This window comes from Streptomyces sp. NPDC054975, from assembly GCF_053609105.1.
The window spans coordinates 83,932-108,602 of the sequence record NZ_JBSGWV010000008.1; the positions used below are offsets into that span (position 1 = coordinate 83,932).

The window sequence follows — 24,671 nt, forward strand, 5'->3', positions numbered from 1 at the left end:
CCGCCCCGCCCGGCCCCGGCCGCGACCTACCGGCACGTCTTCCGCTTCTGCTTCGCTTGAGAGGAGAACGATGAACCGCCACACCGCGTCCGGGGCACTCCCGGACGAGGGCGCGAACGTCCTGGACGACAGCACGAACGTACTGATCGTCGGCGCGGGGCCCACGGGTCTGCTGCTCGGGTGCGAACTGCGCCGCCGGGGCATCGAATGCACCGTCGTCGACCAGGCGCCGGACATCGACCGCCGCACCCGCGCCGTCATGGTGCACGCGGCGAGCCTGGAGACCTTGGAGGACCTCGGACTGCGCGCCGAGATCGAACGCCACGGCGTGCGCCAGCAGCGCATCGCCTTCCACGTCCACCACGGGTCGGTGCACACCGTGGAGTTCGCCGGACTCGACACCCCGTACCCGTACTACCTCAACGTCCCGCAGCCGCAGGTGGAGGAGGTGCTGGCCGCGGCTTTCACCGAACGAGGCGGCCGGCTTGTCAGGTCGGTGCGGTACGAGCGGCACCGCGAGGACGGGCCGGGCGCGGAACTCCTCGTCGAACTGGCCACGGACGGCGGAACGTTCACCGTCCGCACCCGTTTCCTGGTCGGAGCCGACGGAGCGAGCAGCACCGTCCGCCAGCACCTCGGCGTGGCCTTCGACGGCGTCACCTACCCCATGAGCTACCTGCTCGCCGAGGGCAGGCCTCGGACGGCTCCCGACCCCGACACCTCGGCGATGTACGTGGGACCCGCCGGCGCGGTCTCCCTGCTGCCCCTGCCCGGGGGCACCGTGCGCGTCGCGGGCCCCGCCTCCGCAGACCTGCTCGGACGCGACCAGGAGGTCACGGCCGCCGCGTTCGCCTCGGCCGTCGACACCCTGGGCTTCGGCGCCGCGCTCCGGCTGGCCCGTACGGACCGACTGGCCCACTACCAGGTGCACGAGCGGCTCGCGGACGACTTCCACCGCGGCCGGGTCGTCCTCGCCGGGGACGCCGCACACCTCAACTCGCCCGCCGGTGGCCAGGCCATGAACACCGGCTTCGCCGACGCCACCGCGCTGGCCTGGCGGCTGGCCGCGCTGGTCGAGGGGCGGGCCGACGACGACGTCCTGGCGGACTACGCCCGCGAGCGCCGCCACGCCGCCGCCGAAGTGGGCCGGGCCACCAGCGCGCTGGGCCTGCTCCAGGCCATGCGGGAGGCGACGACCCAGGAGAGCCGACAGCAGGTGCAGGAGGCGCTCACCGGGTACGCCGAGGCGTGGAGCCAGCTCTACACGACGTACGCGACGGAGCCGGCCGGCGCGCTGCCGCGCCGGGAGACCTACCGCCTCGACCCGGGCGCCCGCGTGCCGGGCCACGTCCCGCACCCCAGCCACCCGATGGTGCTGCACCGCCCCGGCGGCAACCCGTGGACGTACCGGCACCTGCTTCCGGCCGGCACCTGCGGCGTCGCCCTGTCCACCCGCCAGTCCGCCTGGCTGCCCGCCGGGGCCGAAGCGGTCCTGGTCAGGCCCGACCGGCACGTGGCGGCCGTCATCCCGCAGGCCGCCAGGTGGCGGGGCGGCACCACGGAGCCCCACCGAGAGGAGGTGGCCGCGTGAGCACGGCCACCACGACCACCGTCAAGACCACCGCCGAGCTCACCAGCGAGCTCATCACCATCGCCGGGACCGGCAGCTATCTGCCCGAGCGCCTCGACGTCGCGGACGCCGCGGCGCGCTACGACGGCGACGGCGGCGACGGCGACCGGATCCGCGCCAACGGCTACACCACCGTCTGCGTCGAGGAGACGCTCTACCCGGCCGACATGGCGCTTCTCGCGGCTCACGACGCCCTGCGCGCCGCCGGCCTGGAGGCCCACGAGCTCGACCTGCTCGTCGTCACCTCCATCCACCGCCACGGCCACAAGCGGCTGTGGTCGCCCGCCTCCTGGCTGCAGTCCGAGCTGGGCTGCCCCCAGGCGCTTCCGCTCACCGTCAACCAGGGCTGCAACGCCCAGATGCTGGTCCTCGACATGGCCGCCGGGTTCCTGCGGGGGCGGCGGAGCGGCACCGCCCTGGTCGTCGCCACCGACCAGTTCGCCTCCTCCGGCTTCGACCGGTTCACCGCCGACTACGGCATCGTGTACGGCGACGGGGCGGCCGCCGCCGTCATGACGTCGGGCCGGCCGACGGAACGGACCGCGGGACAGCCCACGGACGGATGGCGGATGCTGGCCCGGCACACGGTCAGCGCCCCGCACCTGGAAGGCCTGCACCGGGACGATGCCCCGGCGCCCGAGCGGCCCGAGCTGCTGGCGGCCGAGCACGACGTACGCGCGGCCAAGCGGCGATTCCTGGCCGAGCAGGGCAAGGACCGGCTGCGCGACAGCACCCGTGCGGCGGTCCGGGAGATCCGCGCCGCGCTGCTGCCGGACGGCGACGACCCCCGGCTGCGCCGGATCGTCTACCCCAACCTGGGGCTGCCGCTGCTCGCCGAGAACTACTTCCCGGAATTCCCCGGCGGCGAGAAGCGGTCCCTGTGGGACTTCGGACGCACCGTCGGCCACCTCGGCAGCGGTGACCAGATCGCCGGCCTGCACCACCTCGCGTCCCAGGACGAACTGGAGCCGGGAGACCGGGTGCTCCTGCTGGGCGCGGGCGCCGGGTTCACCTGGACCGGTGCGCTCCTGGAGCGCACCGCTTGAGCCGCGGCCGCCGCCCCGTTCCCTCTCCTTCCGTCATCGATCTCACCGATCTCACCGATCTCACCGAACCGTCGGACACTCTGAGAAGGCAGGTCCCTTCCATGACCGCAACGCTTCCCGAGACTCCCGCACTGAGTTACGCGCGTACCGTCGACCGCGGCCTGGTGCACCGCGACTCGCTGGGCGAGGTGTTCCTCACCGACCTGCAGCCGGTCGGCGACACCTCGTACGCGGCGGCCGCACAGCTGCCCCGCTCGCACGCCTACTACGGCGACCACCTGCTGCGCCCCAGCACGCATGACCCGGTCCTGCTCCTGGAGGCCTGCCGCCAGTCGGCCCTCGCCGGCGCGCACGCCTTCTACGGAGTGCCGGCGGACCACAAGTTCATCCTCACGCACCTGCGCATCCACCTGACGCACCCGGAGCGGATAATCGTCGGCGCGGGGCCGTGCGCCCTGACCCTGCGGGTCACGGTGACCGGCCACCGTAAGCGAGACGGCCGCACCACGGGTCTCGACTACGACATCGACCTCGGCGTCCAGGGCACCGTCATCGGCCGCGCCTCGGTCGGCCTGCGGTTCAAGTCCCCGGAGGACTACCTGGCGCTGAGGCTGCGCAACCGTGACGGCAAGGAGCTGCCCAGCTCGGCCGCGTACGCGCACACGGGCCGGGGCAGCTCGGTCGAGCCCTACCGCGTCGGCCGCGCGAACGCCGACAACGTCGTGCTCGGCGAGGCCACGCGCGAGGGCGCCACGGTCGGCGCGGTCCTGCGCGTACCGGGGGACCACCCGAGCATGTTCGACCACCCGCAGGACCACCTGCCCGGCATGGTGCTCGCCGAGGCGGCCCGCCAACTGGCCCTGTTCGGGGCGCTCGAGGTGCACGGCATGTCCCCGTCGCGGACCTTCCCCACCGACCTGGCGGTCGTCTTCAGCCGGTTCGGCGAGCTGGAACACACCACGGAGCTGACCGCCGAGGTGGGCGAGGTGGGCAGGGCCGACCGCGACGCCGCCACCGGGGCGTACTACACGCAGGGCGGCGTGGTGGAACTGGGCGAGGGCGACCGGGCCGGTGTGGACCAGCTCGCGGTGCGCGTCGACGCCACGCAGAACGGCGAGTCGCTCTGCGTCTTCTTCCTCTCCTTCTCCCGTGTCGGGGATCTGGGCTGATGGCTGCCGAGAGCGGGCGGGCCGGTGGAGCCGCGGCCTTCTTCGACGTGGACGAGACGCTCGTCCGGGTCAAGAGCATGTTCTCCTTCCTCCGTTTCCACCTCGCTCGGCGCGGTGAGCCGGACGGCACGTTCGAGCGCCTGACGGCGGGGCTGCACCGGGACGCGGCTCGCGGAGTGCCCCGCGAGGAGATCAACCGCCGCTATTACCGGCTGTACGCGGGCGAGCGGCAGACCGATCTGGCCGAGGCGGGCCGGGCCTGGTTCGACGCGCTGCTGACGAACGGTGACGTCTTCCTGCCCGAGACCGTGGACCGTCTCGAACGGCACCGGAAGCACGGCGAGTTCGTGGTCCTGCTCTCCGGCTCGTTCCGGGTCTGCCTGGACCCGATCGCCGCACACGTGGGTGCCGACTGGGCGATCGGCACCCGCCCCGTGGTGCGCGGCGGGGTACTCACGGGCGAGGTGGTCACCCCGATGATCGGGGCGGCGAAGGGCCGGGCGGCGCGCGCGGTCGCGGCCGTGCGCGGCCTGGACGCGGCGGAGTGCACCGCCTACGGCGACCACCGCAGCGACGCCGACCTGCTGGCCTTCGCGGGCAAGGCGGTCGTGGTCGGGGACGACCCCGTACTCGTCGAGCACGCCGGACGGTTGGGCTGGGAGCGGCTCACGCCGGCCCCGGCACGCTCGGCCCCGGCCCCGGCCCAGCCACACGCACACGCGCCGGCGCCCGCTCCGGCACGCTCGGCACCGCGGCCGGAGCCGAGCCGAATCCGATGACCTTTCACCAACCCTCAGGAGAGGCCATGCACCATCCCATTGGAATCGTGGGCACCGGCTCCCGGCTGCCCGATGACGTGGTCGGCAACGAGGAGATCGCCCGCACCGCGGGCGTCACCGACGAATGGATCGTGCGCAAGACCGGCATCCGGGAGCGCCGCCGAGCGGCCCCCCACGAGGCCACCTCGGACCTCGCGGCCGAAGCCGCGCGCCGGGCGCTGGAACAGTGCGGCCTGAGCCCCGCGGACCTCTCGTACATCGTCGTGGCCACCTCCACCCCCGACCACCCGCAGCCCGCGACGGCCACCATCGTGCAGGACATCATCGGGGCGCGCGAGGCGGCCTGCTTCGACGTCAACTCGGTGTGCAGCGGCTTCGTCTACGGCCTGGCCGTCACCGAGCGGATGCTGCGCGCGGACGGGGGCCAGGGGTACGGCCTCGTCATCGGGGCCGACATCTACTCGCGGATCCTGGACTACTCGGACCGAAGGACGGCGATCCTTTTCGGCGACGGCGCGGGGGCCGTCGTACTGGGGCCCGTACCCGAAGGGCGGGGGGTCCTGGGGACCGTCCTGCGGACCAACGGCGACGCCCACGGTCTGATCAGCGTGCCCGCGGGCGGCAGCCGGCGGCCCGCCTCGGCCGAGACCGTGGAGGACGGCGGGCACTTCTTCCGCATGGACGGGCGCGGGGTGCGCGCCTTCGTCGAGGAGCAGCTGCCCGCCGCCGTGCGCGAGCTCCTGGAGCGCTCGGGTACGCCGGGCAACGCCATCGCGCACGTCGTTCCCCATCAGGCCAACGGCGTCATGCTCGCCGACGTCTGGCCGCGCCTGGGGCTCGGCTCCGCCGCCATGCACCTGTCCCTGGAGCACTACGGCAACACGGGCGCGGCGTCCGTGCCCGTCACCCTCGACGTGGTGCACCGAGCGGGTCTGCTGGACGAGGCGGACCTGCTGGTGCTCACCGCGTTCGGCGGCGGCATGTCGGTGGGGTCCGCCCTGCTGAGCTGGGCCCCGACGGCACACGGGGGGCCGAGCGCCGACATGCGGCCGCTCGCGGAGCGCTGCCGGGGAATGATCCCGCTGCTCCCGGCCGGTCTGTAACCCTCCGCGGCCTCGCCGCACCCCGTCCCACCGTGCCGCTCCGGCCGCCCGTACGCCCCGCGTACCGGCCGGAGCGGCACGGCCATGCCGCGGCTCTCCGTCTCCGGCTTCGGTCAGACGGGCAGCCAGCCCTCCGACTCCGCGACCGTCAGCGCCGTCTCCTCGAAGCGGGCGGCCACCGGTGCGAGCGGACCGTCCGGCAGCGCCAGGTGAACGCGCTGCGGTGGTGCGCCGGTCAGCGGAATCCAGCGCAGCCAGTCCGCGAGACCGTCCTTGGACGTCTCGGCCACCAGTCCCATCAACCGCCCGTCGCGCAGGAGCCGTTGGGTGGGGTCGAAGGCCATCGGCCGTTCCACCAGTTCCGGGCGCCGCCCGGCCCGTACGAACATGTCGACCAGGGCGTCGTAGTGCGTGGGGTTCGCCTCCCGGGAGTGGACCAGCACCGGGTAGGCCGCCGCGTCCGCCAGGTCCGCCGCCTCCGCGCCGGCCAGCGGGTGGTCCGCCGAGACCAGCAGCCCCTGGCGTGCCTCGCGCAGCAGCCGCAGCCGGACCCCGGGTACCGGCTCGGCCGCGCGGACGACCCCCGCGTCCGCGCGGCCCTCACGTACCGCGTGCGCGATGTCCGGGGTCCGTGTCATCTCCGCGCTCACCTGGATCTCCGGATAGCGCGCCGCCAGGGCCTCCACCAGCTGCGGTACCGTCCCGTACCCGGCGGTCGCGCTGTAGGCGAGCCGCAGCCGCCCCACTTCGCCCCGTCCCGCGCGCCGGGCGGACTCCCACACCTCGTCCAGCGCCTCCAGCGCGGCGGGCCCGCGCTCGAGCACCGCCCGCCCGGCCTCGGTGAGACGTACCGTGCGCGTGGTCCGGATCAGCAACTGGACGCCGAGCCGGCTCTCCAGACGACGGATCTGCGCGCTCAGCGCGGGCTGCGCGATGTGCAGCCGCTCGGCGGCGCGCGTGAAGTTCCCTTCCTCGGCGACCGCGAGGAAATAGCGCAGCAGACGTGCCTCAGGACTCACCGCCTCAGCGTACGCGGCCGCCCGCATTGATAACCGTGAGTTCTGAATCCAGAGTCACCTGGTCTTTCCCTCACCCACGTGCCCGTTCCTAGCGTGGGGGACATGACATTCACTCCCTTGCCCGAGGCCATCCGCGGCTACGTCGGCACACCCGAAGGACCCGATCTGCGCAAGGTCCCCCTGCCGCAGCCCGGCCCCCATGAAGTCCTGGTGCGTGTCGGCGCGTTCTCCGTCAACCGCGGCGAACTGCACCTGTTCGCCAAGCGCGCCGAGGGCTGGCGGCCCGGACAGGACCTGGCCGGCGTCGTCGTCCAGGAGGCCGCCGACGGCAGCGGACCGGCCGTCGGCACCCGGGTGGCGGCGATGGCCGACTTCGGCGGCTGGGCGGAGTACGCCGCCGTTCCCACGGACCGGCTCGCGCCGCTCCCCGACAGCGTCTCCACCAAGGAGGCCGCCACCCTCGGGGTGGCCGGGCTCACCGCACTGCGTGCGCTGCGACGCGGCGGACCCCTGATCGGACGCCGGGTGCTGATCACCGGTGCCAGCGGAGGCGTCGGCTCCTTCGCGGTCCAGCTCGCCGCCGCGGAAGGCGCGGAGGTGACCGCCCTGACCGGCATGCACCGCTCCCTGGACCTGGCCGGGCTCGGCGCCCGCCATGTGATCACCTCGCTCGACCAGGCCGAGGGCGCGTTCGACCTCGTCCTGGAGTCCGTCGGCGGCGAGGTCCTGACCGCCGCCCTCCAGCGGCTCTCCCCCCTCGGCCACATCGTCATGCTGGGCACCTCCTCGGGTCGCACGGCGGGCCTGTCCCTCGCCTCCTTCGTCCCGCACGTGCGCCAGACCCTGCACCCCTTCTGGGTGTTCGGCTCCGGCGAGCCCGTCTCGGACGATCTCGCCCTGCTGCTGCGTACCGTCCGGGACGGGCAGCTGAGGCCCGTCGTGGGCCGTACCGACAGCTGGGAGAGGCTCCCCGAGGTGATGACCGCCCTGCGTGAGCGCCGGCTGGCGGGCAAGGCGGCCCTCCTCGTCGGCGGTGCGGCGTGACCACGTCCGGCGCCGGCGCCCGTATCGCCATCGCCTCGTCGGGCTTCAAGGCCTCCACCGGCCGCCTCGTCGCCGACCACGCCGCCGGCCGGGGCCACGACGTACGGTTCGTCGCCGACGTCGAGGACGCGGCGGCCCTGCGGACCGCCCTGCGCGACGCGGACGCCGTCGTCCTCGTACCGAAGAGGGGCGACCCCCTGCGCCACACCGAGCAGGCCACGCACCTGCTGTTGAGAGAAGCCGCCGGCCGTCCGACGCCGCCGCAGTTCGTGCTGCTCAGCTCCTTCGCCGTCGGCCACGGGCCGGCCCACCCGCTCAACCGGACCAGCGCCGCGCTGCTGCCCTCCCGCATCGCCGCCGAACAGGCCCTGCGGACCGGCGGAGTGCCGTACACCATCGTGCGCCCCACCTGGATGACCGACGACCCGCCCGGCTCGCACGCCCTGACCCTGTCCCAGCATCCGCGGACCGACGGCATGGTGTCCCGCGCGGACATCGCCGCCGCGATGATCGCCGCCGTGGAGCACCCCTCCGCGCGCGGGACGACCTTCGCCCTGTTCAACGAGCCCGGCGAGCCGACCGCGGACTGGGACGCCGCCTTCGCCCGGCTGCGCCAGGACAGTTCCGACAGCGAGGACCTGACATGACCGACGTACCCGCCGCCCAACACGCGTGGGAGGACACCTTCCACCACGACGAGGAAGGCCGCCCGCTCGCCCCGCGCTTCCACCGGCTGCTCCTGCTGGACGTCACCGGCGGCGCGCCCACCGCGGCCGACTCCGCACACCTGGAAGGGGCTCTGCGCACCCTGGAGCGCGAACTGCCCTACGGGCCCCAGGGATTGCTCACCTGTCTGGGCTGGGGTCCCGGCTACTTCGACGCGTACACCGGGGTGCGGCCACCGGTGAACCGGCCGGTCCCCATGGCCCGTTGGGAGAACCCACGCCTGGAGCACTTCGACGCCTGCCTGCACCTGGCCGCCGACGAGGAGGACACCCTCGCCGACGTCACCGACAGCCTCTTCGGCGACGGCCCCCTCGACCAGCGCGGGCGGCTGCGGCTGGCCGAGGTGCGCACGGGCTTCGTCGGACGCGGCCTGCCCGCCGCCCGCCGTCCCGACGCCGGCATCCCCGGCCGCGCGCCGCTGATGCTCGGGTTCCACTCCGGGCTGCGCGGCAACCAGGCCCCGGAGGACCGGATCACCGTCACCTCGGGCCCCCTGACCGGCGGAACCACCATGCACGTCAGCTACATCGAACTGGACGTCGACAGCTGGTACGAACAGGACGCCGACACCCGCAGCGCCCAGATGTACTCCCCGCGCGTCAGCGCCGACGAGGCGGAGAAACTGGTCGACGACGCCACGAGCGACGCGGACAGCATGCCCGCGGTGGCCGCCGCCCACGGCCGTGTCGGCCACGCCCAGGCCACCGGTCGCGCCCGGCTCGCCGGCGTCCCGCGCATCAACCGCAGGGACTTCGCCACCCTCGACCACGGTGTGCCCGGGACCCACTTCGTCTCGCTGCAGCGCACCATGGAGGACTTCCACGCCACCCGGGCGGTGATGAACGCGGCCGACGCCACCACGCACGACCGGCGCATCGGCGTGCGGCGCCGCAACGGCATCAACGCCTTCATGGAGGTCCGCAGCCGCGCCACGTTCGCGGTGCCCGCGCGCCGCGACCGGGCCTTCCCGCTCCTGACGGCGGGCGCCGGCCAGGGTTCCGAGAGGAGCGCGTCATGAAGGTGCTGATCGCCGGCGGCGCCGGCTTCATCGGGAGCACGATCGCCTCGGCGTGCGTCGACGCGGGGATCACCCCGGTGATCCTGGACAGTCTGGTGACGGGCCGACGTGAGTTCGCCGCGGGACGGGACTTCTACGAGGGAGACATCGCCGACGGCGCGCTGATCGACCGCATCTTCGCCGAGCAGCCGGACATCGAGGCCGTCGTCCACTGCGCGGCACTGATCGTGGTCCCGGACTCGGTCGCCGACCCGGTCGGCTACTACCGGGCGAACGTGGCGAAGAGCCTGGACTTCGTCTCCCATCTGCTGCGCAACGGCTGCGAGCGGATGATCTTCAGCTCTTCGGCGTCCATCTACCGCCCGAACGAGGACCTGACGGTCGACGAGAACTCCGGGATCGACCCGCAGAGCCCGTACGCCCGCACCAAGGCGGTGTGCGAGGCGATGTTCGCCGACATCGCCGCCAGCGGGCCGCTGCGGGTGCTGTCCCTGCGCTACTTCAACCCCATCGGCGCGGACCCGGGGATGCGCACCGGGCTGCAGCTGCGCCGCCCCAGCCACGCCCTGGGGAAGATGATCCAGGCCCAGGAGGAGGGGGTCGCCTTCCCGGTCACCGGCACCGACTGGCCCACGCGCGACGGATCCGGCATCCGCGACTACGTCCACGTGTGGGACCTGGCCGCCGCGCACGTGGCCGCCCTGGTCAGGTTCGACGAGGTGGTGACGGACGGGGAACGCTCCGCCGTCATCAACCTGGGGACCGGCACCGGGACCACCGTGCGCGAGCTCCTCGACGCCTTCCGCAGCGTCGTCGGGACACCGGTCGCGTCCGTCGAGACCGCCGCCCGCCCCGGCGACGTGGTGGGCTCCTACACGCGCAGCGACCGCGCGAAGCGACTGCTCGACTGGGAGCCGCGGTACTCCGTCGCCGACGGCATCCGCCACTCCCTGGAGTGGGCGGCGCTGCGCGACGGAGTCCTCGCTCCCTAGAGGGCCCCCGCAGGGTTCCCCCTAGCTGCTCGTGCGCGCCGACCGTACGCCCCGGACGCCGATCACTCCGACGACCGTGCCTAGGATGAAGGACGTGACGGCAAGGGCGAGGTGGACCCACAGGTACGCCGTCGGGCTGCCGTCCTCGAAGGCGAGGCCGCTCGCGTCCTTGAACAGGTTCTTCACGAAGGTGATCCAGATCACCCACGACCAGATTCCGAAGACGGTCAGGAACCAGGAGACGGGGCGGCTGAGTTTCATGGGAAGCCCTTCGCGGCGGATCGGTCGTGCCTTGCCAGTATGTGTCGGGCATCCGCGCGTCCTGCCGGTGGGGGGACCATGGCCGCGGTGATCGGGCCGCACGGACGCGGATAGGGGTTACGAGGCGTGGTCGTCTTCCTGCTGGTGCTCGTGGTGGTCCTCGCCCTGCTGGGCGGGGTCCACCGGTATGTGTGGCTGCGCCTCGTGCGCGACGTCACCGCGCGGGGGAGCGTGGCACGGCGGCTGGGGACGGCCGCCGCGTTCGTCCTGCCCGTGCTGTCGCTCGCGGCCCTGACCTCGTCGAGGGCCGGCGCACCGTTCTGGCTCCAGCAGGTCGTGGCCTGGCCGGGCTACCTCTGGCTGGCCCTGCTCCTGTACGTGACCCTCGCCCTCGTCGTCGGGGAGGCCGTCCGTCCGCTGCTGCGGCGCGCGCTGGAGCGCCGGGCGGGCGCCCGGGCCACGGCCCCGGCCGCCGCACCGCTGACCCTCGGCGCCGCGGAGGCCCTGACCCCGGCGCAGGCCCCGGCCGCGGCTTCCGCCGCGGCGCCCGCGCCCGCTGCCGCGCCCGCCCCTCAGGACGCCCCCGCGCCGGACGCCCGGGTGGAGGGCGCCCCCGTGGAGAGCGCCCCGGACGCCGACCGCGCCTCGGTCTCCCGGCGGCTGTTCGTGTCGCGGGTCGTCGGTGGGGCCGCGGCCGCCGCCGCCGTGGGGACCGTCGGGTACGGGACGTACGGCGTCCTGCGCGGGCCGCGCGTCAAGCGGGTCACCGTGCCGCTGGCCAAGGTGCCGCGCGCGCTGCACGGGTACCGGATCGCCGTCGTGTCCGACATCCACATCGGGCCGATCCTCGGCCGCGCCCACACCCAGCGCATCGTGGAGACCATCAACGCCACCCAGCCCGACCTGATCGCCGTCGTCGGCGACCTCGTGGACGGCACCGTCGAGAACCTCGGCTCCGCCGCCGAACCCCTCGCGCGGCTCAAGGCCCGGCACGGCTCGTTCTTCGTGACCGGCAACCACGAGTACTTCTCCGGCGCGGACGCCTGGGTCGACCACGTCCGCGAACTCGGTCTGCGCCCGCTGCGCAACGAGCGCCTGGAGATCGCGGCCGGCTTCGACCTCGCCGGGGTCGACGACATCGCCGGCGAGAGCGAGGGCCAGGGCCCCGACTTCGCCGCCGCGCTCGGCGACCGCGACCGCGCGAAGGCGGCCGTCCTCCTCGCGCACCAGCCGATCGTCATCGACGACGCCGTCCGCCACGGCGTCGACCTCCAGCTCTCCGGCCACACCCATGGCGGCCAGCTCTGGCCGGGCAACTACCTCGCCGAGCTGGCCAACCCGACCGTCGCCGGTCTGGAGCGGTACGGCGACACCCAGCTCTACGTCTCCCGCGGCGCGGGCGCCTGGGGTCCCCCGGTCCGGGTCGGCGCGCCCTCCGACATCACCGTCGTCCAACTGGCCTCGAAGCAGGCGTGACAGAACGGGACGGAGCGGAAGGAGTCACTCCGCGCGCAGGGGAGTCATACGGACCGTTCGATCCCGTCAAGGCTCATCACGGACATTTAACTGCATCGTGAAGGTTTCCTCTTCCACTTGTGAAGCTCGTGTGATTGGGTGACGCCATCGCGGCCGGCTGGGCGCCGCCGCGGCAGGGGTGGGCTCGACATGAAGGAAGCACGGCGATGCGGTCGACGGTCCGTCTTCGGATCCTCATCACTTGTGGAGTTCTGGTGGTCGCCGGAGTCGGGGGCTGGCAACTGCTCCCCTCCGACGACGAGCGGACCGATCCGATCACCATCGGCACCACGGACGAGGTGACCTCGCTCGACCCGGCCGGCGCGTGGGACGCCGGTTCCTGGGCGATGTACAGCAACGTCTACCAGACGCTGCTGAGCTTCAAGCCGGGCATCGTCACCCCGGTCCCGGATGCCGCCGAGAGCTGCAAGTTCGTCGGCGCGAAGCTCACGACGTACCAGTGCGAACTCCGGGACGACCTCACCTTCTCCAACGGCCGCAAGGTGACCGGCGAGGACGTCCGGCACTCCTTCGAGCGGATCCTGGACATCAAGGCGGACGCGGGTCCCGCGCCGCTCTTCCCGACCCTCAAGAGCGTCGTCGCCGACGGGCAGAAGGTCACCTTCCACCTGAACAGCCGGGACGCGACCTTCCCGCTGAAGCTCGCCACGGGCGCCGGTTCGATCGTGGACAGCAGCCAGTACCCGGGGAAGCAGGTGCGCGACGGCGTCACGGCCGACGGTTCCGGGCCCTACGTCCTCAAGGAGTTCAAGCCCGGCGAGAGCGCGCGGCTGGAGCCCAACCCGAAGTACAGGGGCGCGGCCAAGGCCGGCGGGCCGGTCGTCGTGAAGTACTACAAGGAGTCCGAGCAGCTCGCGAACGCCTGGAAGAGCCGGCAGATCGACATCGCGCACCGCCAGATGCCGCCGGAGTTCCTCTCCGAGGTGGGCAACGGCAAGGACTCCGCCCGGATCACCGAGGCGCAGACCGCCGAGGTCCGCAATCTCTACTTCAACGTGAAGTCCGGCTCGCCGATGGCGAAGAAGGAGGTCCGGCAGGCCGTCGCCGCCGTCGTCGACCGCCCCGCCATCGTCACCGGCGCGTACCACGGCACGGTCGAACCGCTGTACTCCCTCATCCCGCAGGGCTACAACGGCCACAGCACCTCGTTCTACGACACCTACCCCGAGCCGTCCTCGAAGAAGGCCAAGGCGCTCCTCAAGGACGCGGACGTCGAGACGCCGGTGAGCTTCACCCTCGGCTACCGCAAGGACGTCACGTACGCCGCCGAGGCGAAGGAGCTCAAGCGCCAGCTGGAGGCGTCCGGTCTGTTCAAGGTGAAGCTGGTCGAGGCGGAGTGGCAGGACTTCCAGAAGGCGTACGCGAAGGGCGAGTACGACGCGTTCCCCGTCGGCTGGCTGCCTGACTTCCCGGACTCCGACAGCTTCACCGCCCCGCTCGTGGGTGCGGGCAACGCCATGCACACCGGGTTCTCCAGCGGGAAGATCGACTCGCTGATCTCGGCGACGCAGCAGTACAGCGACCGGGCGGCGGCCGCCAACGACTTCGAGGACATCCAGTCGGAGGTCGCGAAGGACGTTCCGCTGATCCCGCTCTGGCAGAAGAAGGACTACGTGCTCGCGACGACCGACGTCGCCGGTTCGCAGTACCTCACCGACGGCACCGGGATCTGGCGGCTCTGGGAGCTGAGCTGGATCTGACGCCCGTCCGTCAGCTCTCCTCGGGGGCCTTGGGAGCCTTGGGGGCCTTGGTGCGCTGAGGCCTGCCCGAGGCCGCCATGCCCGCCGCCGTCGGCATGAAGTCGGCGAGGAGGTCGTGGGTCTCGCGCACCAGGGGGCGCAGCAGCCGGAAGCGGGAGAGCGAGATCGCCCGGGCGGTGACGGGCGCGAGGCGCTCGACGAGCCGGCGGCTGTTGGCGCAGCCCTCGGAGCGGTCGTACACCCAGAACAGCACCAGGCCCATCTGCTGGAGCCAGAGCAACTGGGGGAGCGGCTCGGCCAGTTCGGGGTCGATCTTGACGTTCGCGCCGGAGATGACGCGGCGGTGGACGTCGATCGCGGCCTCGCGCGGGCCCTCCGACTCGGGGGAGAAGGGGCTCAGCGGGCTGTCCGGGTCGGCGGCGTTCTTGAAGAACTGGGACGCGAACTCGTGGTACGGCTCGGCGATGTCGAGCCAGCCGAGGAGGACCCCGCGGATGCGGGCCGTCAGGTCCTTCTCGTCGCCGTCGAGGATTCCCGCGACCGCCGACTGGTGTTCCTCGGCGATCAGGTCGTAGAACCCCTGGACCAGGTGTTCCTTGGACGCGAAGTAGTAGTACGCGTTGCCGACGGAGACCCCGGCCTCCTGGGCGATGGCCCGCATGGTCGTCTTGTCGTAACCGCGCTCCTTGAAGAGCCGGAGGGCGGTTTCGAGGATGAGCGTGCGGGTCTGTTCGCTCTTCGCGGCCTTGGCCGGGGCCTTCGCGGCCGGTGCCTCGTGCTCGCCGACCTGTGCGCCACGCTCGGCGGGCTTGTCTTCCTTCACGTCCTTCACAGTCCCCGAGCCTAGCCGGGCGCCCGGGCCGCCTCGCAGCGCCCAGGTCCGCGCGCGAGGAGAGAGCTTCGTTGTCGAATAATTCGGCAACGAAAGTATTCGAAACCGAAGGGTCGCCGCCGTCGACGTACGATCGATCCATGGAGCCGACCGAGCCCACCCCGCGCGACTGGACCGACGAGCACGTCGAGCGCTGGCAGCCTGTTCTGCCCGGTCTCGACCCGGTCGTGGAGGGCGCCGTCACCCGGATGAAGAAGCTCTCCGTCCACCTGCGGCGCGTCCGCGAGCAGTCCCTCCTCGACTTCGAGCTCGAACGCCACGAGTTCGACACGCTCCACAAGCTCGCCGGCCGCGGCGGCAGCGCGGCCCCCTCCGAACTGGCCCAGGACCTCGACCTCGCCCCCGCCTCGGTCACCGGCCGTCTCGACGCCCTGGAGAAGCGAGGCTTCGTCCGCCGTACGCCGTCCACGACCGACCGCCGCCGGGTCGTCGTCGAACTCACCGCTCCGGGCCGGGAGACCTGGCTCGGCGCGATGGACGTCCTCGGTCACGAGGAGGAGCGCCTGCTCGGTGTCCTCGACGAGGACGAGCGGGCCCTCCTCAACGACCTCCTCCGCCGGATCATGGTGGCCGCAGAGGCCGGCACGACCACCCCGTGGCACGGCTGAGTCGCGGCTCGAGCGCTACATGCTCAGCGAACGCGCGTAGTTGAGCTGGCCCATCACCCAGTGGATGGTGTCCGGCCGGACCGCCGGAATCATCGTCGAGTGGTACCGGCCCCCGCTGGTCACGGAGACCTGGATGAAGCCAGACGTCGTGCGCTCCTTCATCAGCAGGAACAGCAGGCCGAGTCCGCAGGCCGCCACGAAGACGCACGCCAGCACGATCCCGGCAGTGGAGATCTTCTCCTCGCTCCGTGACATGTCCATCACGTTCCAGGCCGCACCCTTGAGGGGCATCGGCCCACCCGGCGTGATGATCTGATCGCCGGCGATGGTGATGTCCCCGAGGATGAAGAGGTGGCCACCGTCGTGCCCCGCCGACGGATACTGCGGCGGCACGGGTACTCCGCCCGCGAGCGTCGGCTCGTAGCCGCCCACCCCCTGCGGATAGCCGTACCCCGGAGCCCCCGCCTGCTGCCCGGGACCCCACTTGTACTCACCGTCCGCGTATGGGTTCGGCTCGCTCATCTCTCCCCGCTCTCTCCACCAACGGCTCCACCGACGGAAAAGCCCGCTTCTGCACGCCGAGCGTACAGAAGCGGGCTTCCCCGTTGTGACCAGGTGTCAGAAGACTAGAAGCGGCGCGTGATCAGCGCGCGCTTCACTTCCTGGATCGCCTTCGTGACCTCGATGCCACGCGGGCAGGCGTCCGTGCAGTTGAACGTCGTGCGGCAACGCCACACGCCGTCCTTGTCGTTCAGGATCTCCAGGCGCTGCTCGCCCGCCTCGTCGCGCGAGTCGAAGATGAAGCGGTGCGCGTTGACGATCGCGGCCGGGCCGAAGTACTGCCCGTCGTTCCAGAAGACCGGGCAGGACGACGTGCACGCGGCGCACAGGATGCACTTGGTGGTGTCGTCGAAGCGCTCGCGGTCCTCGGCCGACTGCAGACGCTCACGCGTCGGCTCGTTGCCCTTGGTGACCAGGAACGGCATGACGTCCCGGTACGCCTGGAAGAAGGGCTCCATGTCGACCACGAGGTCCTTCATCACCGTGAGGCCCTTGATGGCCTCGACCGTGATCGGCTTCTCGGGGTTGATGTCCTTGATCAGCGTCTTGCAGGCGAGCCTGTTCTTGCCGTTGATCCGCATCGCGTCCGAGCCGCAGATGCCGTGCGCGCACGAGCGGCGGAACGTCAGCGAGCCGTCGACATCCCACTTGATCTTGTGAAGGGCGTCGAGCACACGCTCCTTCGGGTCGATCTCGATCTGGAAGTCCTCCCAGACCGACGCGTCCGACACCTCGGGGTTGAAGCGGCGGATCCGCATCGTGACCGTGATGTACGGGGAGGCGGCGGAGTCCGCCTCGACCTTGTCCAGTACGGGGGTAGCCATCAGTACTTACGCTCCATCGGCTGGTAGCGGGTCTGGACGACCGGCTTGTAGTCGAGACGCACGGTCTCGGAGCCGTCCTCGCCGACCTCGCGGTACGCCATCGTGTGACGCATGAAGTTGACGTCGTCGCGGTTCGGGTAGTCCTCGCGGTAGTGACCGCCGCGGGACTCCTTGCGCGCCAGGGCCGAGACGGCCATGACCTCGGCCAGTTCGAGCAGGTTGCCCAGCTCGACGGCCTCCAGCAGGTCCGTGTTGAAGCGCTTGCCCTTGTCCTGGATGGACACGTTCTCGTAGCGCTCGCGCAGTTCGGCGATCTTCTCGACGGCCGTCTTGATGGTCTGCTCCGTACGGAACACCATCACGTTGGCGTCCATCGTCTCCTGCAGCTCACGGCGGATGTCGGCCACCCGCTCGTTGCCCGTGGAGTTGCGCAGCTTCTCGATCTGCGCGACGACGAACGCCTCCGGGGCCTCCGGAAGCTCGACGAAGTCGTGCTTTGCGGAGTACTCGGCGGCGGCGATGCCGGAGCGCTTGCCGAAGACGTTGATGTCGAGCAGCGAGTTGGTGCCCAGGCGGTTGGCGCCGTGCACCGACACGCAGGCGACCTCGCCGGCCGCGTACAGACCCGGCACGACGGTGGTGTTGTCCGCCAGGACCTCACCCTCGACGTTGGTCGGGATGCCGCCCATGGCGTAGTGCGCGGTGGGCTGGATCGGGATCGGGTCCGTGTACGGCTCGATGCCCAGGTACGTTCGGGCGAACTCGGTGATGTCCGGGAGCTTGGCGTCGAGCTGCTCCGGCGGGAGGTGCGTCAGGTCCAGGTAGACGTGGTCGCCCTCGGGACCGCAGCCGCGACCCTCGCGGATCTCCGTGTAGATGGAGCGCGAGACGACGTCACGGGACGCGAGGTCCTTCATGACCGGCGCGTACTTCTCCATGAAGCGCTCGCCGTCCTTGTTGCGGAGGATGCCGCCCTCACCACGGGCGCCCTCCGTCAGCAGGATGCCCATGCGCCAGATGCCCGTCGGGTGGAACTGGAAGAACTCCATGTCCTCCAGCGGCAGACCGCGGCGGTAGCAGGCCGCCTGGCCGTCACCCGTCAGCGTGTGCGCGTTGGAGGTCACCTTGAAGAACTTGCCCGTGCCGCCGGAGGCGTAGATCACGGCCTTGGCCTGGAAGATGTGGATCTCACCGGTGGCCAGCTCGTACGCGACCACACCCGCCGACTTCTTGACGCCGTCGACCTCGGTGATCAGCTGGTCCAGGACGTAGAACTCGTTGAAGAACTCCACGCCCTCCTTGACGCAGTTCTGGTACAGCGTCTGGAGGATCATGTGACCGGTGCGGTCCGCGGCGTAGCAGGACCGGCGGACCGGCGCCTCGCCGTGGTTGCGGGAGTGACCGCCGAAGCGGCGCTGGTCGATGGTGCCGTTCGGGGTCCGGTTGAACGGCAGGCCCATCTTCTCCAGGTCGAGGACGGCGTCGATGGCCTCCTTCGCCAGGATCTCGGCGGCGTCCTGGTCGACCAGGTAGTCACCGCCCTTGACCGTGTCGAAGGTGTGCCACTCCCAGTTGTCCTCCTCCACGTTGGCGAGCGCGGCGGCCATGCCGCCCTGCGCGGCGCCCGTGTGGGAGCGGGTGGGGTAGAGCTTCGTCAGGACGGCGGTGCGGCTGCGCTTCGTCGCCTCGATGGCGGCGCGCATGCCGGCGCCGCCGGCGCCGACGATGACGGTGTCGTACTTGTGGATCTTCATGACGTGGATTACCTCAGCCCCGTGCCTAGCGGATGTTCGGGTCGAAGGTGAAGATCACCAGCGTGCCCAGAAGGATGGTGAACACCGTGGCGGTGTACAGCAGGCCCTTGAGCCACAGGCGCGTGTTGGCCCGCTCCGCGTAGTCGTTGATGACCGTGCGGAGGCCGTTGGCGCCGTGCAGCATGGCGAGCCAGAGCATCAGGAGGTCCCAGACCTGCCAGAACGGCGAGGCCCAGCGGCCGGCCACGAAGGCGAAGCCGATCTTGGAGACGCCGCCGTCGAGGAAGAGCTGGATCAGCAGGTGGCCGAGGACCAGGACGACGAGGACGATGCCCGAGAGGCGCATGAAGAGCCACGCGGCCATCTCGAAGTTGCCTCGCGTGGCCTTCGGCGTCTTGCCGGTGCGCTTGCGGGGGGCCTCGATGTACGGGGCCGGGTTGTCCGCGTCGTAGGCAGCGCCCTCGACGGGACCGATCGCGGAAGTGGTGTCAGCGACTGTGTTGTTTGCAGACATGGTCTGGCGTCAGCTCCCGAACAGTTCACGTGCGGCGTGGCCGAGGACGGGGTAGACGGAGCCCGCCATCAGAATGATCCAGATGGCCATCACGGTCCAGAGCATCTGCTTCTGGTAGCGCGGGCCCTTGGACCAGAAGTCCACGGCGATGACCCGCAGGCCGTTCAGCGCGTGGAAGAGGATGGCGGCGACGAGGCCGTACTCCAGCAGAGCGACGATCGGCGTCTTGTAGGTCGCGACCACTTCGTCGTACGCCTCGGGGGAGACGCGGACGAGAGCGGTGTCCAGCACGTGTACGAACAGGAAGAAGAAGATGAGGACGCCGGTGACTCGATGAGCCACCCAGGACCACATTCCTTCCCGGCCGCGGTACAGCGTTCCAGCCGGCACGGAAAAACCCTCCGGGAGCGGGGATCAGGGTCGGCCGGCTTCGATGTCGGTCTGACCCGGCCGGGTACGGTCCACCGGCCCTGGTCATCGTAGCGACGAGTTGTCGGTTCGCTCGCGCGGGGTCCATCGGTGTGATCAAACAGGCACGGACGGGCTATCGTACAAGCCCGAATCACCGCATTCAGGACGCCTGTACGGAAATGGCGGGGGCTCCGACATGGTGGGCGAGCCGGGCGCGGGCCAGCCGGCGCAGCTCGTCCGCGGCGATCACCCGCTCCTCCTCCGGCTCGTTGGCGAGACGGGACCGGATGCCCGCGAGCACCTGGTCGAGGCGCTCACCGGGGCGTACGCCGTCGAGGCTGATCACGAACGCGTGCCCGAAGCGGCTCTCGTACGCGGCGTGGGCGGCCCGCAGGGCGGTGTGCGCGGCGGGCGGGGCGTCGGGGTGGGGCGCGGCCGAGGACTCGGCGGCGAGTGCCTCGTCCAGATCCGGGGCGGACAGGTCGTACCCGGCCTCGTCGGCGGCGGCGAGCAGCGCGTCGAGCGTCGGGTACGGACGGTGCGCGGTCACCCGTTCGGCCCAGCGGTGGCTGTGGCAGCAGGAGAGCAGCAGCTCATGGGCGTCGGCGGCCGGAGCGGCGTTGAAGCGCCCCAGGCCGTCGGGCGTGCCGAGATGCCGGGATTCGCCCTGCTGGGCCGGTATGGCAGGGGCGGCGGGGGCCGCGGCGGAGCCCAGGTTCCCGTTCCGGGAAGGGGCGCGGGTGTCGCTGGTCAGCGTGGACTCCGGGAAGGGTGGGGTGGATGTGACTCAACGTTATCGACGGTGAGGGAGAACTGTCCGACGGATGCGCGAATTTCACCCGGAAGGGAGAGTTTCAGAACGGGTGCGTGACGTTCCGGTACAGATCTCTGTGCCTCGAATGGCCCCGCCCCACCCGCTGAGGGAGGATTCCGAGTGATGCGTTACGCCATACGAAGGCCCCATGCGGGCACCACCCTCCTCGCGGCCGTGGTGGCACTGGCCGCCGTGACGGGCTGTGCCAACGGCTCGTCCGACGGCCCCGCCGGACCCACGTCCGGCGTCGGGACGCCGTCCCCCGTCACCAGCGCGCCGACGCGTACGTCCCCGCCGCCGAGCCCCACGCCCACCCGGACCTACCCCCTCTCCTCCGCCCCGCTCACCATCCCCGCCGTCCGCTCCCACGAGGCGGCGCGCGGACCGGGCTGGCGCCCGACGCCCCAGGCCGGGGTTGTCGTCGCGGCCGACAGCGAGGGCCTCGCCGACGAGGGCCGGCTGCTCGCCGGAGAGCTCAAGATCGCGTACCGGGGTGCCGTGGCGGCCCGCGCGGGCGACGTCGAGCTGGCCCTCGGCGGCAAGGGCGCCCCCGAGTCGTACACGCTCACCACCCGCGACGACCGGGTCAGGATCACCGGCCCCGACGAGGCCGGCGTCTTCTACGGGACCCGTACGCTCAAGCAGTCGGTGAAGGGTTCCGGCGCGATGCCCGAGGGCACGGTCACCGACGCGCCCGCGAAGCCGCAGCGCGGACTGAACCTCGACATCGCCCGCAAGTTCTTCACGGCGGAGTGGATCGAGGCCCGCCTGCGCGAGATGGCCGACCTCAAGCTCAACCAGTTCGGTCTGCACTTCTCCGACGACCAGGGCTTCCGGATCGCCTCCGACACCCACCCGGAGATCGTCTCGGCCCAGCACCTCACCAAGGCCGAGGTGCGCCGCATCCTCGCCCTCGCGCAGACCCTGCACATCACCGTCGTGCCCGAGATCGACTCGCCCGGACACCTCGGCGCGGTCCTGCGCGCCCACCCGGACCTGCAGCTGCGCAACGTCTCGGGCGTTCCGCGCCAGGGCGCCATCGACATCTCCAAGCCCGCCTCGGCGCGGCTCGTGGACGAGCTGCTGCGCGAGTACGCCGGGCTGTTCCCCGGCGGCTGGTTCCACGTCGGCGCCGACGAGTACCAGGCGCTGACCGTCCGCGACCCGGCTGCCTCCTATCCGCAGCTGGCGACGGCGGCGCGCCAGAAGTACGGGCAGCAGGCGGGCGTCCAGGATCTGGCGGAGGGCTGGCTGAACGACCGCGCGGCGGTGGTGCGCGGCACGGGCAAGGTGGCGAAGGCCTGGAACGACGGGTTCTTCCGCGGCGGGGTCGTCTCCGCCGACCGGCGCATCGAGGTCGAGTACTGGACCGGCAAGGAGATAGGGGCCCGGCCGCCGATCGAGTACCTCCAAGAAGGCCGGAAGGTCGTGAACCTCAACGACGAGTTCCTCTACTACGTCCTCGGCGAGCCGAACCAGTTCACGTACCCCACCGGCCGCCGGATCTACGAGCAGTGGACCCCGCTGGTGCTGCGCGGCACGACACCCGTGCCGGCGCGGTACGGACCCCAGATCCTGGGCGGCCGCTTCGCGGTCTGGTGCGACCTGTCCCAGGCGCAGACCGCGACACAGGTGGCCGACGGCATCCGGATGCCGCTGACGGCGACGGCCCAGAAGCTCTGGGACTCCCGAACCCCGACGGCGAGTTGGGACGCCTTCCGGGCGCTCGCGGTGAAGGTGCGCGGCTGACCAGCGGTTTCCCCGTGGACGGGACGGGTCCGTTCGCGTACGGTCCCGTCCGCGGCGGCCACTCGGCCGCGCCGGGGCCTCGGGGAGGGGCGCCGCTCACCCGTGGGGGTCGCTCAACCATGCTCCGCAATCCGAACGGCTTGTCCTACGCCGTCATGACCCTGCTCGCCGGCAACATCGCCTTCGACCTGCTGCTCGGCGCGATCGACGTCCGCCATCTGTCGGCCGACGGCGCGGACTACTCCGATCCGGCCGTGTTCGGAGCGCTCAACCTGAACGTGGCGTACAGCATGGGGTTCACGCTGTTCGTGGCGACGGGGATCGTCTTCATCATCTGGTTCCACCGGCTGCGACAGAACGCCGAGGTCTGGGCCGGTGATCTGCAGAGCCGCGGAAAGGGCTGGGCCATCGGCAGCTGGTTCATCCCGATCGGCAATCTGTGGATTCCCCGGGGGATCGCCGCCGACATCTGGCGGGCCAGCCGCCTGCGGCCGTACGCCGCCGACGGTGCCGGCGAGCTGACGCTCCTCCACTGCTGGTGGGCCTTCTGGGTCGCCGACATCGTGGTGGACCGGATCGCCGCGCAGTTGTCCAAGCGGGCCGAAACGTTCGAGGCCTACACCACCGCGACCTGGTGGTCCCTCCTGGGCTACGCACTCGACATCGCCGCCGCAGTCCTCGCCATCCTCTTCGTCCGCCGTCTCACCTCTATGCAACACCAGAAGGCCACTGGCATGATTCCGGCCTCGTAGTGACGTATTCGCGCCAGGCGGCGCAGTAAGAGGAAGTGCCGCGACCGCGACGGGAGGCCTCGATGAGCCTGCTGGAACTGATCGACCGGGCCGACGAGCGGAGCCTGGCGGCTGCCGGGCTCGCCTGTCTGGACCGCTGTCTGCCGCTGCTCGCCCCCGACGACGACGTGCTGCGGCCCGTCTGGGCGGCGGTGGCCCGCGGTGACGGTGACGCCTGGGGCGAGGCGGTAGCCAAGGCCCGCGTCGAGCTGGACGGCGCCTGTACGGAAGGGGTGGCGGCCGGGCTCGTGCGCGAGATGCTGGGCACCGCGCCCGCCGAGTGGGCCGAGGAGCCGCTCAAGGTCTGGGCCGCCGGATGTTCCGTCAGCGCGCTCGCCCTGCACGGCCGGTACGAGGCCGCCGAGGTCACGGACGAGCTGATCGAGCGGTGCCGCGCAGGCGACGCGACCGGGGCCGGACCGCTCGTCGCCGGCGAGCTGCGCCGGCAGCAGGCGGTCCTGGAGTCGGTCGCCCACGGGCCGACCGGCCTGCGCCGGGCCCGCGAACTCTCCACGGAGGGTGGCCGGGTACTCCGCGCCGTGGTCTCCCGCCGGGCCCGTACGGCCTGAGGCCCGCGTAGGGAGGAGGGGCCGGGCGCCCGGCCCCACCCTCCCCACCGTCACGGCGTCACTCCGCCGGCTTCACCGCGATCTGATCGATGGCCGCCGCGATGTCCGCCTCCGCCCGGGCCTTGTCGAGGCCGAGGCCCGTCAGGACCCCTTCGCCGTCCTCGAACTCCAGCAGCGCGAGCAGGATGTGCTCGGTACCGACGTAGTTGTGGCCGAGCCGGAGCGCCTCGCGGAAGGTCAGCTCCAGCACCTTCTTCGCCGCCGCGTCGTACGGGATGAGCGCGCCCACCTCCTCGGCCGCCGGCGGCAGCGTCGGGGTGATCGCCTCGCGCAGCGCCTCGGGCGTCACGCCCTGGGAGGTGATCCAGTGCACCGCGAGCCCCTCGGGCTCGGCGAGCAGCCCGAGGGCCACGTGCGCGGGGGTGATCTCGGCGTTGCGCGCGGCCGCGGCCTCGTTCTGGGAGGCCATGACGACGTTCCTGGCCCGCGGGGTGAAGCGGCTGAACCCGGCGTTCGGGTCCATCTTCTCCGCGTCGGGCTCCTTGGGGACGAAGCGCTTCTGGGCGGCCTGGCGGGTGACGCCCATGCTCTTGCCGATGTCGGTCCAGGAGGCGCCCGAGCGCCGGGCCTGGTCGACGAAGTGCCCGATCAGATGGTCGGCCACGTCGTCGAGGTGGTCTGCCGCGATCACCGCGTTCGACAGCTGGTCGAGCGCGTCGGTGTGGCTCTTCTTGATCGCTTCGATGAGCTCGTCGAGCCGGACGGGGAGGGTCATGCCGACTGGTTTCGTCATGAGCGCAACCCTAGGTTGACACTCCGGGGGTGTCAACCATCAGTTGACAGTCGGTGGGCGGGTGTCGAGGCATGCCGAAGAGAGGCGCGGCGAAGCGGCGCCGGTCGCGGAGAGGGAGTGCCCTGAACCGGGCGGAAAAAGGAGGACGACCGGGGCCGCCACCCCCCACAGGAGAGGCCCCGGTCGTCGTCCGCGGAGCCGCAGCACGGCCCCGTACTCCCTTCAGCGCCGTACAAGCGTTTTCTGTCACACCATCGCCCATGTCCCAAGTTGGTTGCAGGTTGCACAAAGAGCGGACGAACGTGGACGGGACGGCGGAGAAGGACGTAGCGTCTGCGGGGTGCCGAGCGGTGCGGCGGTGGTGACCA

Annotated in this window: 25 protein-coding genes; 15 read left to right on the forward strand and 10 right to left on the reverse strand. The window is 71.5% G+C overall.

Features of this window, described 5'->3' with window-relative positions; all coding sequences use genetic code 11:
• Positions 1-70: 70 nt before the first annotated feature.
• The 5 genes from ACWF79_RS11580 to ACWF79_RS11600 all read left to right on the forward strand — a co-directional run bounded on the left by ACWF79_RS11580 (position 71) and on the right by ACWF79_RS11600 (position 5,727).
• Entirely contained in the window at positions 71-1,591 is a 1,521-nt protein-coding gene (locus ACWF79_RS11580; RefSeq protein ID WP_453727877.1) for an FAD-dependent oxidoreductase, read from the forward strand.
• Positions 1,588-2,676 carry a ketoacyl-ACP synthase III family protein gene (locus ACWF79_RS11585; protein WP_453727878.1) on the forward strand — a complete coding sequence of 363 codons (1,089 nt, stop codon included), beginning with the start codon at positions 1,588-1,590 and terminating at the stop codon, positions 2,674-2,676. Before ACWF79_RS11580 ends, ACWF79_RS11585 begins: the two co-directional genes overlap by 4 nt.
• A gap of 101 nt (positions 2,677-2,777) precedes the next feature.
• On the forward strand, positions 2,778-3,845 hold the full coding sequence (locus tag ACWF79_RS11590; RefSeq protein WP_453727879.1) for a ScbA/BarX family gamma-butyrolactone biosynthesis protein: 1,068 nt from the start codon (positions 2,778-2,780) through the stop codon (positions 3,843-3,845).
• Positions 3,845-4,624 (forward strand): HAD family hydrolase, encoded by a 780-nt coding sequence (locus ACWF79_RS11595; protein ID WP_453727880.1) that lies wholly within the window; start codon positions 3,845-3,847, stop codon positions 4,622-4,624. The genes ACWF79_RS11590 and ACWF79_RS11595 overlap by 1 nt, the downstream gene beginning before the upstream one ends.
• A gap of 26 nt (positions 4,625-4,650) precedes the next feature.
• On the forward strand, positions 4,651-5,727 hold the full coding sequence (locus tag ACWF79_RS11600; protein WP_453727881.1) for a 3-oxoacyl-ACP synthase III family protein: 1,077 nt from the start codon (positions 4,651-4,653) through the stop codon (positions 5,725-5,727).
• 113 nt (positions 5,728-5,840) lie between these two features.
• Here the strand turns inward: ACWF79_RS11600 and ACWF79_RS11605 are convergent, their stop codons facing one another.
• Positions 5,841-6,746: a LysR family transcriptional regulator gene (locus tag ACWF79_RS11605; RefSeq protein WP_453727882.1), complete on the reverse strand. Its 906-nt coding sequence runs from the start codon at positions 6,744-6,746 to the stop codon at positions 5,841-5,843.
• A 102-nt stretch (positions 6,747-6,848) separates the two neighbouring features.
• Here ACWF79_RS11605 and ACWF79_RS11610 point away from each other — a divergent pair, with 102 nt between their 5' ends.
• The 4 genes from ACWF79_RS11610 to galE are packed head-to-tail and all read left to right on the forward strand — an operon-like array spanning position 6,849 to position 10,526.
• Entirely contained in the window at positions 6,849-7,790 is a 942-nt protein-coding gene (locus ACWF79_RS11610) for a zinc-binding dehydrogenase (protein ID WP_453727883.1), read from the forward strand.
• Positions 7,787-8,437: an NAD(P)-binding oxidoreductase gene (locus tag ACWF79_RS11615; protein ID WP_453727884.1), complete on the forward strand. Its 651-nt coding sequence runs from the start codon at positions 7,787-7,789 to the stop codon at positions 8,435-8,437. Before ACWF79_RS11610 ends, ACWF79_RS11615 begins: the two co-directional genes overlap by 4 nt.
• Entirely contained in the window at positions 8,434-9,534 is a 1,101-nt protein-coding gene (locus tag ACWF79_RS11620; protein WP_453727885.1) for a DUF7405 family protein, read from the forward strand. The genes ACWF79_RS11615 and ACWF79_RS11620 overlap by 4 nt, the downstream gene beginning before the upstream one ends.
• A complete protein-coding gene (gene galE / locus ACWF79_RS11625) occupies positions 9,531-10,526 on the forward strand; it encodes a UDP-glucose 4-epimerase GalE (protein ID WP_453727886.1) in 996 nt (331 codons plus the stop codon). The genes ACWF79_RS11620 and galE overlap by 4 nt, the downstream gene beginning before the upstream one ends.
• A gap of 21 nt (positions 10,527-10,547) precedes the next feature.
• On the opposite strand, the gene ACWF79_RS11630 is transcribed toward galE, so the two are convergent.
• Positions 10,548-10,787: an SCO4848 family membrane protein gene (locus tag ACWF79_RS11630; protein ID WP_453727887.1), complete on the reverse strand. Its 240-nt coding sequence runs from the start codon at positions 10,785-10,787 to the stop codon at positions 10,548-10,550.
• 126 nt (positions 10,788-10,913) lie between these two features.
• Here ACWF79_RS11630 and ACWF79_RS11635 point away from each other — a divergent pair, with 126 nt between their 5' ends.
• Positions 10,914-12,263 carry a metallophosphoesterase gene (locus ACWF79_RS11635; RefSeq protein WP_453727888.1) on the forward strand — a complete coding sequence of 450 codons (1,350 nt, stop codon included), beginning with the start codon at positions 10,914-10,916 and terminating at the stop codon, positions 12,261-12,263.
• Between the two features lie 206 nt (positions 12,264-12,469).
• The gene (locus ACWF79_RS11640) at positions 12,470-14,023 is read left to right on the forward strand and encodes an ABC transporter substrate-binding protein (protein ID WP_453727889.1); all 1,554 of its coding nucleotides are present in this window, start codon (positions 12,470-12,472) and stop codon (positions 14,021-14,023) included.
• Positions 14,024-14,033: 10 nt separating this feature from the next.
• Here ACWF79_RS11640 and ACWF79_RS11645 read toward each other — a convergent pair whose 3' ends face one another.
• Entirely contained in the window at positions 14,034-14,846 is an 813-nt protein-coding gene (locus tag ACWF79_RS11645; RefSeq protein ID WP_453727890.1) for a TetR family transcriptional regulator, read from the reverse strand.
• Between the two features lie 149 nt (positions 14,847-14,995).
• On the opposite strand from ACWF79_RS11645, the gene ACWF79_RS11650 reads away from it, so the two are divergent.
• The gene (locus tag ACWF79_RS11650; protein WP_453727891.1) at positions 14,996-15,523 is read left to right on the forward strand and encodes a MarR family winged helix-turn-helix transcriptional regulator; all 528 of its coding nucleotides are present in this window, start codon (positions 14,996-14,998) and stop codon (positions 15,521-15,523) included.
• 15 nt (positions 15,524-15,538) lie between these two features.
• Here ACWF79_RS11650 and ACWF79_RS11655 read toward each other — a convergent pair whose 3' ends face one another.
• From ACWF79_RS11655 to ACWF79_RS11680, 6 genes are all read right to left on the reverse strand, one after another.
• Positions 15,539-16,045: a hypothetical protein gene (locus ACWF79_RS11655; RefSeq protein WP_453727892.1), complete on the reverse strand. Its 507-nt coding sequence runs from the start codon at positions 16,043-16,045 to the stop codon at positions 15,539-15,541.
• A 104-nt stretch (positions 16,046-16,149) separates the two neighbouring features.
• A complete protein-coding gene (locus tag ACWF79_RS11660; protein WP_361864632.1) occupies positions 16,150-16,908 on the reverse strand; it encodes a succinate dehydrogenase iron-sulfur subunit in 759 nt (252 codons plus the stop codon).
• Complete coding sequence (gene sdhA / locus ACWF79_RS11665; RefSeq protein ID WP_453727893.1) at positions 16,908-18,662, reverse strand: succinate dehydrogenase flavoprotein subunit; 1,755 nt, start codon at positions 18,660-18,662, stop codon at positions 16,908-16,910. Before sdhA ends, ACWF79_RS11660 begins: the two co-directional genes overlap by 1 nt.
• Positions 18,663-18,687: 25 nt before the next feature.
• The gene (locus ACWF79_RS11670) at positions 18,688-19,176 is read right to left on the reverse strand and encodes a succinate dehydrogenase hydrophobic membrane anchor subunit (RefSeq protein ID WP_453727894.1); all 489 of its coding nucleotides are present in this window, start codon (positions 19,174-19,176) and stop codon (positions 18,688-18,690) included.
• 9 nt (positions 19,177-19,185) lie between these two features.
• The gene (gene sdhC, locus ACWF79_RS11675) at positions 19,186-19,566 is read right to left on the reverse strand and encodes a succinate dehydrogenase, cytochrome b556 subunit (protein WP_453727895.1); all 381 of its coding nucleotides are present in this window, start codon (positions 19,564-19,566) and stop codon (positions 19,186-19,188) included.
• 181 nt (positions 19,567-19,747) lie between these two features.
• The gene (locus ACWF79_RS11680; protein WP_453727958.1) at positions 19,748-20,269 is read right to left on the reverse strand and encodes a 2-oxo-4-hydroxy-4-carboxy-5-ureidoimidazoline decarboxylase; all 522 of its coding nucleotides are present in this window, start codon (positions 20,267-20,269) and stop codon (positions 19,748-19,750) included.
• A 255-nt stretch (positions 20,270-20,524) separates the two neighbouring features.
• Between ACWF79_RS11680 and ACWF79_RS11685 the strand changes: the two genes are divergently transcribed.
• The 3 genes from ACWF79_RS11685 (at position 20,525) to ACWF79_RS11695 (ending at position 23,510) form a co-directional block, all read left to right on the forward strand.
• Positions 20,525-22,150 (forward strand): beta-N-acetylhexosaminidase, encoded by a 1,626-nt coding sequence (locus ACWF79_RS11685; protein WP_453727896.1) that lies wholly within the window; start codon positions 20,525-20,527, stop codon positions 22,148-22,150.
• A gap of 119 nt (positions 22,151-22,269) precedes the next feature.
• Positions 22,270-22,902: a DUF4328 domain-containing protein gene (locus tag ACWF79_RS11690; RefSeq protein ID WP_453727897.1), complete on the forward strand. Its 633-nt coding sequence runs from the start codon at positions 22,270-22,272 to the stop codon at positions 22,900-22,902.
• A gap of 62 nt (positions 22,903-22,964) precedes the next feature.
• Positions 22,965-23,510: a hypothetical protein gene (locus ACWF79_RS11695; RefSeq protein ID WP_453727898.1), complete on the forward strand. Its 546-nt coding sequence runs from the start codon at positions 22,965-22,967 to the stop codon at positions 23,508-23,510.
• A 58-nt stretch (positions 23,511-23,568) separates the two neighbouring features.
• Here the strand turns inward: ACWF79_RS11695 and ACWF79_RS11700 are convergent, their stop codons facing one another.
• Positions 23,569-24,303, reverse strand: coding sequence for a Clp protease N-terminal domain-containing protein (locus ACWF79_RS11700; RefSeq protein WP_453727899.1), 735 nt, complete (start codon positions 24,301-24,303; stop codon positions 23,569-23,571).
• Positions 24,304-24,671 lie beyond the last annotated feature (368 nt).